At 34.6% G+C, this 9389-nt stretch carries 13 protein-coding genes; all 13 read left to right on the plus strand.

Annotation, left to right across the window (positions count from 1 at the left end; genetic code table 11):
• Positions 1–514: TraG/VirB4 family ATPase (locus WKT20_RS16850; RefSeq protein WP_445323296.1), on the plus strand; the 514-nt coding region annotated here is incomplete at its 5' end.
• A complete protein-coding gene (locus tag WKT20_RS16855) occupies positions 511–1215 on the plus strand; it encodes a hypothetical protein (protein ID WP_340417779.1) in 705 nt (234 codons plus the stop codon). The genes WKT20_RS16850 and WKT20_RS16855, both read left to right, overlap by 4 nt.
• A 6-nt stretch (positions 1216–1221) precedes the next feature.
• Positions 1222–1881, plus strand: a complete 660-nt coding sequence (locus tag WKT20_RS16860) for a hypothetical protein (protein ID WP_138273576.1) — start codon at positions 1222–1224, stop codon at positions 1879–1881.
• A 3-nt stretch (positions 1882–1884) separates the two neighbouring features.
• The gene (locus tag WKT20_RS16865; protein ID WP_138273575.1) at positions 1885–2619 is read left to right on the plus strand and encodes a DUF5045 domain-containing protein; all 735 of its coding nucleotides are present in this window, start codon (positions 1885–1887) and stop codon (positions 2617–2619) included.
• A 1-nt stretch (position 2620) separates the two neighbouring features.
• The gene (locus tag WKT20_RS16870; RefSeq protein WP_138273573.1) at positions 2621–3652 is read left to right on the plus strand and encodes a hypothetical protein; all 1032 of its coding nucleotides are present in this window, start codon (positions 2621–2623) and stop codon (positions 3650–3652) included.
• A gap of 9 nt (positions 3653–3661) precedes the next feature.
• Positions 3662–4276 carry a conjugative transposon protein TraK gene (gene traK, locus WKT20_RS16875; protein WP_138273572.1) on the plus strand — a complete coding sequence of 205 codons (615 nt, stop codon included), beginning with the start codon at positions 3662–3664 and terminating at the stop codon, positions 4274–4276.
• A 1-nt stretch (position 4277) separates the two neighbouring features.
• Positions 4278–4733, plus strand: coding sequence for a hypothetical protein (locus tag WKT20_RS16880; RefSeq protein WP_171030151.1), 456 nt, complete (start codon positions 4278–4280; stop codon positions 4731–4733).
• The gene (gene traM / locus WKT20_RS16885; RefSeq protein ID WP_138273571.1) at positions 4723–5871 is read left to right on the plus strand and encodes a conjugative transposon protein TraM; all 1149 of its coding nucleotides are present in this window, start codon (positions 4723–4725) and stop codon (positions 5869–5871) included. The genes WKT20_RS16880 and traM overlap by 11 nt, the downstream gene beginning before the upstream one ends.
• Position 5872: 1 nt before the next feature.
• Positions 5873–6709 carry a conjugative transposon protein TraN gene (gene traN / locus WKT20_RS16890; protein WP_138273570.1) on the plus strand — a complete coding sequence of 279 codons (837 nt, stop codon included), beginning with the start codon at positions 5873–5875 and terminating at the stop codon, positions 6707–6709.
• A 13-nt stretch (positions 6710–6722) separates the two neighbouring features.
• Complete coding sequence (locus WKT20_RS16895; protein ID WP_138273568.1) at positions 6723–7223, plus strand: hypothetical protein; 501 nt, start codon at positions 6723–6725, stop codon at positions 7221–7223.
• A 6-nt stretch (positions 7224–7229) separates the two neighbouring features.
• A complete protein-coding gene (locus WKT20_RS16900; RefSeq protein WP_138273567.1) occupies positions 7230–7874 on the plus strand; it encodes a DUF1566 domain-containing protein in 645 nt (214 codons plus the stop codon).
• Between the two features lies 1 nt (position 7875).
• Positions 7876–8511, plus strand: a complete 636-nt coding sequence (locus tag WKT20_RS16905) for an OmpA family protein (RefSeq protein WP_138273566.1) — start codon at positions 7876–7878, stop codon at positions 8509–8511.
• A 179-nt stretch (positions 8512–8690) separates the two neighbouring features.
• The coding region (locus WKT20_RS16910; protein WP_340417780.1) for a YWFCY domain-containing protein at positions 8691–9389 on the plus strand (699 nt) is incomplete at its 3' end.

The following is a 9389-nucleotide window of genomic DNA, read 5'->3' on the forward strand; positions in this document are numbered from 1 at the left end:
TGCTTCTGATTTGATGGCTGATTATATAAAATATTTATACAAGACCGTTAGAAAATTTTGGGGTATAGTTGGGGTTGTAACACAAGAAATAGACGATATAATCTCTTCACCCATTGTTAAAGATGCAATTATAAACAATTCCCAAATAACAATACTCTTGGATCAAAGTAAGTTCAAGGAAAGATATTCAAGAATAGCTGAATTGCTTGGTTTAAGTGAAGTGGAATGTAACAAAATATGGACTATAAACTCTCTTGACAATAGGGAAAACAGGTCATATTTTAAAGAGGTTTATATAAGAAGAGGTAGCATAGGTGATGTGTACGGAGTTGAAGAACCGCCAGAGTGCTATATGGCTTATACTACCGAGCGAGCCGAAAAAGACGGATTAAAGCATTATATAAAGAAGTATGGTAATATACAGGATGCAATAGAAAATTTTTGCCGGGATTGGAAAGAGTCTGGGTGTCAGTTTGCTATTGATTTTGTGAAACAAAAAAAATTGGTAAAATGAGAAAGTTTTTTTTATTGGTGTTTTTTGTTCCTGTTGTGGCGGTAGGACAGGTTGCCAAAGTTGATATGACGACAGTCAAACAAGTTTTGACTAACACTGGTTCTGCGGTAGGTAATGAGGAACTATTATCAGGTGTAATTAGTAAACACGTTGATTCTCAGGAAAAGGCGAGCATAGCCATGACTGCTATAATGACTTCCAAATCGCTATATATGCTCTCTTTAAAAAATAAGGATATGTTTAAAATGGATAGCAAGAACGTAACGGAGGTAATTAGACTTTGTAAGGGCATAGCGGTAGAATTGACTAATGTAACCAAAGAGGTTGCCAAAAATCCTAAAGCTACTATTGCTTCTTATAACACATTGCAAAGTTTGACAATGGAAACCGTTCAGTCTTTGCAGTATATATATAGCTTGGTATCTGGCAGTACGCTTCGTATTTCCATTCCGGGACTTCCTGCTATATCCACTTCTAATAATGATGGATTGAACTTGTTAGACCCTGCTACAAGAATCGATGTGATGAATAGAAGCATAGTTAATCTTAGGAGAATATATAATACTCTGATGCAGATAAAGGTACAATTACAATATTCTACCAATTGGGTAAGAATAATGCAAGAAGCACTTCCTTTTGAAACTTTTTATGTTTCTGCTGGAGCAGATATAGTAAAGGATATTGTCGGACAATTCAAGTAATGATTTATGAAATATATAATCTTATTTTCCCTGCTGTTGTTCCCTTTTAGTTTGAAAGCACAGCTCCCAAGAGATATACCAGCGATAGAAACAATTATATCAGGTCATAAATCTATTTGGAATAGGCTAAATGACAGAAAAAACAATGAGGGAGTTAATTATACTCTTTCGACAAGAGTAAAGGATATAGCAGTTCAATATCATCAGGTTAGGGAAGATTTGAGCAAGAGGATTGAATACTCATATAATATGCTTGTCTTTACTAAAGATGTAGTGGAAATATCCAAGCTCTTAGTTGATAATACAAAACTTATTGGCGAATATGCCTCTTTTGTTGCCTCTAATCTGAACAAAATGCCTGACCTATATAATTTTTTTATGAAATACTATGGAGGAATAGAATTGGAAATAAAAAACCTGAAAAATATTGTAACGGCTTCTGTCCTCATACGGAGTAATTATGAAGAACGGTTCTCTGCTATTAGGAACATAAAGAACTCGTTGTTAAATCTGAAATGGATGGTGGAAAGAGTATTGTGGTTGTCAAAAGGAGTGGTACAGTTGGATTACTCCAATACAAACTGGTTGGATTTATTGAAAGATAAGGGTATCCAAAATTTCAGTAAAAAATTGGCTACCGAAGTGATTAACGAATATTCAAAATAAACTATGAGAAAGTTATTTTTATTGAGTTTTGTTTTTTTTCCTGTATGGATGTTTGCACAGGGGAGCTATTATGACGAATCCAAACATTATCAGTTTAGATCTATGGAAAATGGACCTTGGCAGTTCAAGCCGGATTTTTACTATTACTCTTGGATAAAGAAAAAAATTTGGTTTGTTGAAATAAAGTTGCCTGGTTTGGGAATACATGATAGAGGTCCGGCTGGAATTGGTGGGGGCGATAAGTATGTTTCCCGGTATTCTCCCAATTTGCCGTTAAGAACAGCTACCATAGGAATTGCTGAATTGGAAGATCCGGAATATAGGAAACAGTCAGAATCTTATGATAGTGTAAAAAACATGGAAACCCTTTTAGTGGCAGATAGGCAGTTGGATGCGGTATATGGTACAGTGGGCGATAAGCTGAATACATTAAAGGGAGCTTTCGTTGATAATATGGTTACTTATACTGCCAATGATGGCGATGCGGACAAGGCACTTGTTTTATGGAATCAATATTATGCCGTTATAGAATCTGTCAATCTTATAAAAGACGCTTATCTTGATAATTCAAAAAGGTTAAAAGCTTATCAAGAGGAAGTGGAAAAGATGGAAGAACTTGTGGCAGGATCGGCTTCGCTGATAAAACTACAATATAATAAAAAGGAAAATGGCGCATCGTTGAGTATTAATACGGTTGAGGATGCAAAGAAGTATTTTGGAAATTTAAAGAATATGTAATATGGGATTTGAATGTGTAGATAATAACCTTTTAGGATTAATTAATGAGCTTCACGCATTTTTTGTGAAGTATTATTCTGCATTTATATCGGCAGGAAAGGCTTTAGGGGCTTTAATGGTGGTATTCGTTGTTGCTGGTGAGGCATATAAGGTAATGGTTAAACATCAGGCTTTTGATGTGCTTGCCATTCTTAGACCAATAGCCTTTGCTCTTGTTCTATCAAATTGGGTAGCATTTGTTACCGCAGTGGGAGCTATACCCCGGTTGATGGAGAACTACTCTAAGAGTATCTTTGAAAAAGAACACATGAGTATTATCCACGATAGGGAAACAAGAACAAAAGTTGCAGAGGAAGTTTTGGAGAAAACTAAGGAAGCTGAAGCTGCTGCAAAGGTTGCGGAGCAGCAAATAACAGATGGAAGTACTTTTGATAAAATTACCTCTATGGGATTGGATATGCTGGAAACAATCAAGGAACAAATAGCTTCTTTTGGAACTGTTTTTCAGGCTAAAGCTAACCAATGGTTAGAGGGATGGGTTATGAAAATAGGCGAATTGATTTGGCAAATATGCGTTTATCTGTTGTTTTTCATAAAAGAAACATTTGCAGGAATTCTTATTGTAACTGGTCCGATAACTTTTGGATTATCCGTATTGCCGGCATGGAAAGATGCGTGGATTCAATGGGTGGCGAGATATGTAAGTGTTTTGCTATATGGATTTATCGGTTTTTTTGTATTAGCTGCTGCTTTACAGTTGGTGAAGTATGGTGTGCGTATGGATATTAAAATACTGGAAACGGCAACAAGTTCTTCAGAAGCATTTTGGGCTTATTCAAGTTCATCTGTTGTAACGGCTTTATATCATTTCGTTTGTCTGATGGTAGGGGGAATTGCCTTGAAATTTGTGCCGGAACTTGCGACATGGATTATACCCTCTACTGCTGGTCATGCAGCCAAGGAATTTGTATCAGGAATGGAAAGTAAGATTACCAGTGCAGCCACTAAATCAGTTGGTTTAGCCACAAAATAAAAGTTAATTATGATAATAGAAAAGTTAGAAACCAAGATAAAACTTGCAGGATTTATAAGCTTCATTTCTATTCTTGCAAGTTGCATTATAGCCATATCATCTTTTTTTATGGCAACGATAATGGTCAGAGAAGAGAGAAAGAAAATATATGTTCTTGATGGTGATGTTCCTTTGTCTGCGACACATACACCTCAAGAAATAAATATAGAGATAGAAGCTAAAGCTCATATCCAATCTTTTCATAGCTATTTCTTTACGTTACCACCTGATGATGAGTATATAAATTATACGCTTGAAAAAGCGATGTATCTCATTGATGAATCTGGTCTAAAACAAAAGAACGCTTTACAGGAAAAAGGATTTTATGCTGGTATCATGGCTCAATCGGCAGCGTTTTCTATTATGTGCGACAGCATTAAATTTGATAAGGAATCTATGTGGTTTAGGTACTATGGAACACAGAGAATAGAAAGAAAGAGTTCAATTCTAAGGAGGCAGATAATTACAGAGGGATATTTGCGTGATATACAGCGGAGCAATAATAATCCTCATGGTTTATTGATTACTGATTATAAAACGATAATGAATAAGGATTTAGAGTATATACCTAAAAACAGTTTGTAGTATGAGTTTTTGGAAGAAGTTTAAGAATAAGGAAGACTTGTTGAGCCGGGAACAGGGAGAGTACTTCTTTAAAGCTGGTGAGGAAATTGTTTCTCGTTTAAAAATAGACGAGAAGATTAGAAAAGCGAATAAATATGGAAATGAAAAACCGCAAATGGCTTTTTTGTTGATATTTCTATTTATAGCATTGATGTTTCTTATTGGCGGTTTATATACTGGTGGTGATTATATGCCGCAGATGAATAATGTAGCAGCACCGCCACAACAGACAACAGACAAGTTTCAAATGAAAATGGAGGCTTTGAAAAATGAATTTTTTGCAATTTCTGATACTCTTACAAAGGTGATGGAAAAAGAAACTCTGACAGCTGAAGATTCTGTTTTCATAATGGAAAAATATCAGAGACTGGAAGAAATAGACAAAATAATTAATACAAAATTCAACAATGAAAATTAATTTCAAACAACCTAAATACATGATACCTGCAATAGCTTTTTTCCCTGTTGTCTTTATTGGGTATCAAGTTATATCCATATTTGATTTTGAAGTGGAGAAAGAGGACAAGCCTGTACAAACAGATGGAATTAATATAGAAATGCCAAAGGTTAATATCGATAAGGAGTTGAAATCAAAATATCAAAACATGATGGATGATATGGGAAAAGTCAAAGATCATGTGGCTGTTCAGAATTTGGATGAAGAAACAACAAACCCTTCTGATGCTACTTCTTCTGTATATACAGAGGAAGATCTGCAAATGTTGGATAGCTTGGAAAGAGTTAAACAGCAGAATTTGGAAGAGATAAAAAGGATGAACGAAGAACTTTCAAAGAGAGGGGAGGATAAAGCGGACATTGAATCTTCACAGAAAAATGCTGTAAAATCTGAAACAGAGGCATTGGCTGAACAGTTGGAAATGCTACAAAAAGTAGCTTCAGGGGAATATAAATCACCAGAGCAAATTAAAAAGGAAGAAGAAGAAAAAAAACAAAGAGAAGCGCTATTGAGAAAGAAGGAGGAAGAGGCTTTAAAAAATGCTCCTAAGGAAGTTGTAAAAGCTTCTTCTGACAATGAATCCTATTTCAATACAGTAGGGAAAAAAGAAGATGATACGCATCTGATAAAAGCGATGGTTGATGAAACATTGAAGTTATATGATGGAAGCAGATTGCGATTAAGGTTGCTCGATGATATAATTCTTGATGGAAACGTGATAAAAAGCGGAAGCTATTTATATGCCACTGTAACAGGTTTTGGAGCGCAGAGAATTAGATGTAAGGTCAATTCTATCTTTGTAAATGATATACATATAAAAGTTTCTCTTAATGTTTTTGATGTAGATGCAATCGAGGGCATTTATGTACCACAATCTAAGTTTAGGGATTTGGCTAAAGAAGCTGCTGCTTCTGCAATGGGACAGTCTGTAAGTTTTAATCAAACTACTGGAGAACAAAATTTGGAAAGTTTGGCATTTCAGACATTACAGAGTGTGTATCAATCAGCAACTTCGGCTGTAGCTAATAACATAAAGAAAAATAAAGCAAAAGTGAAATATAGTACAATAGTGTATTTAATCAATGATAAAAACAACTAATATGAAAAAGGTCTTATTTCTTTTAGTAAGTGTCTTGTTTGTTTTGGGCGGATATGCTCAAAATTTGCCAATAGATGATATGAGATTGGCAGGAGAAAATCACGAATCTTTAAAGGTTATATATATAAATAAGGATGTTTCAACTCATTTTGTATTAATGGAGGACATCGAATATGTGGATATATCGGTCGGAAATATAGTCGGAAATCAGCCAAACAATAATACGCTTCGTGTGAAGCCATTGGAAGAGGGGGCTAATGGTGTTGTTACGATTGTAACAGAGAGGCACATGGTTCAGTACTATTTGGTATATACGGCAGAAACAAGTAAGGTCTTTACAAGAATCAATGTTCCTTATTCTGACCTTCGTAGTTATATGAATCCTGAAACAAATCTTACTCGTTCACAAATGTATGATTATGCTTATAGAATGTTTATATCTGATGATAATTTCTATGATGTTTCTACAAAGCAGCATGGGCTTCAAGTTAAGTTGAATAATATCTATACAATGGATAAATATTTCTTCATAGATGTTTCGTTATTCAACAAAACTAATATTCGTTATGATATAGATTTAATTAGATTCAAGATTGAGGACAAGAAACAAACCAAATCAACTAACTATCAGGAGATAGAAATCTTTCCAATAATGCAGGTAGAGAAAGATAACGTTTTCAGAAAAAAATATAGAAATATATTTGTTTTTGAAAAATTCACTTTTCCTGATCAAAAGGTTTTTACCATTGAATTTTCCGAGAAACAGATTTCTGGTCGTACTGTCAAACTTATGATAGATTATGAGGATGTTTTAAATGCAGATACGTTTGTTGAATGAAAATAAAAGTCACATGAAAAGAATTTTATTGATTTTAAGTTTGTCGTTAGCGGTTCTTCCATCAGTAGCCGGGAATGGCGATAAGTTCTTTAATTTGTCTGCTGGGTGGCAGTGGAAGAATACAGTTAATGCAATCATAGGTTTTGAAGCAGAGACAAAATATCATAATGCGTGGGAAATGTATGTTGATTTATCCACAGCTTACGAAAAATGCCCACAACACGGAACTGTGGATAGTAAATCATTTTGGGCATACAAAACTTTTGGAATTGGTGGAGCGTATAAACCTTTAATATATAGGGGTAAAAATTCAACACTAAGATGGAGATTGGGAGCTGATTTAGGTGCTAATAGAAGAGGTTTCCAAGCAAGTTTGGATTTAGGATTTGAATATGCTTATTCTTTACGGTCAGGAATCCAACTGTTTGTCATGCAAAAAAATGATTTTGTCTTTTGGACGAGAGATCATTTTAGGAATGGGGTATTAATAGGAGTGAAATTTCCATTAAATTAGAAAGAAATGAGAAAGGTTTTATTAGGAATGTGTTTCCTGTTATTGGCTTCTTGTGAAAAACATATAGAGGTAGAAGATATATATACAAAATATAAAATTGGCAATATACTGTGTTCAGATGGTTCTATTACCCATCCAAGTATCATAGAGAATAAAACCCCCATTGCGGTTATATTCTATTGTGGAAACAGTAGGGAAGAAGAAACAGAAAACGTAGCCTACGCTATTGGTCTGTCTGATTTGGGTGAGGCTTGTTTGACAGAAAAACTGGAGAATATATCAGAGGTCAGCGAGGATATATATGCTTTCGATGGATTTAAGAATACTTCTTCTTTTAAGTTGGATGCGGAAAAAGATACAATTAGACAGCCTGCAATAGATTTGGTTTGGGAGTATGAAGCTGGAGGTTTAAGAGGGTGGTATATCGGTTCTGTTGCCCAACATGAAGCGTTATATGAAAATTTAGATATAGTCAATGAGACTTTTTCCAAGATAGGGGTAAGTACATTGTCTGGTTTGTATTGGACTTCTACCGAAGATGTGGATTCACCCAATTATCATGCGTTGGTTTTCTCTTACTCTGACGGAGAATCCATAGCTTCAAGAAAAGATAAAAACAATAATGTACGACCATTTATAACATTAAAATAGTATGAAGAAAATAATCATGTGTCTTAGTATTGTTGCTTTGGCTTCTTGTAAAAGCAACAATATCATAACTTCAAGTAATTATTCGGTGAGTGAAAAAGAAAACGTATTGCGTGAGAATAATTCATGTTTTTCTACGGTCTCTATTATTGGAGGTGCTTCTTTGGCTGCCGAAAGAGAAAAAGAGGCTATGCTTAAAAAGAAAATGGAAAAAAGGGAAAAAGCATTGAACAATATAGATGGAATTGATGTAACGAGAATCAAAGATGCAGATGGTAATGTTTTGTTTAAGGCTGTTGTACAAAATGAACTTCTGTTCGCTTTTGACAGTTTTGAATTATCAGAGGATGCCAAAGGAATTTTGGATAAACTGATTCCTGTAATAGAAGATGTTCCAGATACAAAACTTAAAATTATAGGGCATACAGACAATATAGGTGGCAAAAGTTATAATGATAATCTTTCACTTAATAGGGCTAAATCGGTTGCTTCCTATCTATCTGCCGGAGGAATTGATAGAAACAGCATCATAGAACAAGGGAAAGGATTCAGTCAGCCTGTTGCTGATAATACGACAGAACAAGGACGTGCGAAAAATAGAAGAGTGGAGATTTTTATTAATAATGAAATAAAACAATGACTGGTGTCTTTTCATCGTTCCAGGATTGTGCAGCTCTGGAGTGAATGGTGTCTTTATGATATTCTTCAGGACTTGATGAACCGGGAACTGGAAGATGAAAAGGTGTCTGTAACGATAGGGAAAAGAACTGTGTTCAGTACTGGTTGTTTTCCCTATTGTTGTAATATATTTGGTATAATATGGAAGAAAGTAAAGAACTTCAAAAGATGTACACTCTTTTTAGGGGGTGTATTTACGTTTCAATTATATTGGAGATAATAGTGTTTGTTCCTTTCCCTTTTTTAAAAGGAGTGCAATTCATCATAGACCCCATGTCAAGATGGTTGATATATGATAACTTGATATATAGCAAATTGGCGACAGTCTTACTTGTTCTAATAACTTGTATTGGTACTCGTGCGCAGAAAGCGATTGAATTTGATGCAAGGAGAATGGTTGTTTACCCGATGATTGGGGGAATTGTAATAACTGTGCTAAGTGTATTTTCTTATAATCATATATTGAATTTTATGGTTTGGAAAATTCCCCTTAATTTGGTCTTTTATATGTTGTTTTCATTTATAGGAGTTATTCTTATAAATGTCTCTTTAGATAATTTGTCTAAAATAATCAAACATAATTTGGGGAGGGATAAATTCAATTATGAGAATGAGAGTTTTAAACAAGTTGATAAAAAGGTGGAGAATCAATATTCTGTTAATATTCCAACTAAATATTATCATAAAGGAAAGTTGAGGGATGGATGGGTGAATTTTACAAATCCTTTTCGTGGAACGTGGGTTATTGGTACTCCGGGGTCTGGTAAAACTTTTAGTATTATAGAGCCATTTATTAGGCAGCATACATCAAAGGGTTTTGCTATGGTTGTATATGATTAT

Source organism: Phocaeicola sp. ICN-14070, assembly GCF_037892625.1.
Classification (GTDB): Bacteria; Bacteroidota; Bacteroidia; order Bacteroidales; family Bacteroidaceae; genus Phocaeicola; species Phocaeicola plebeius.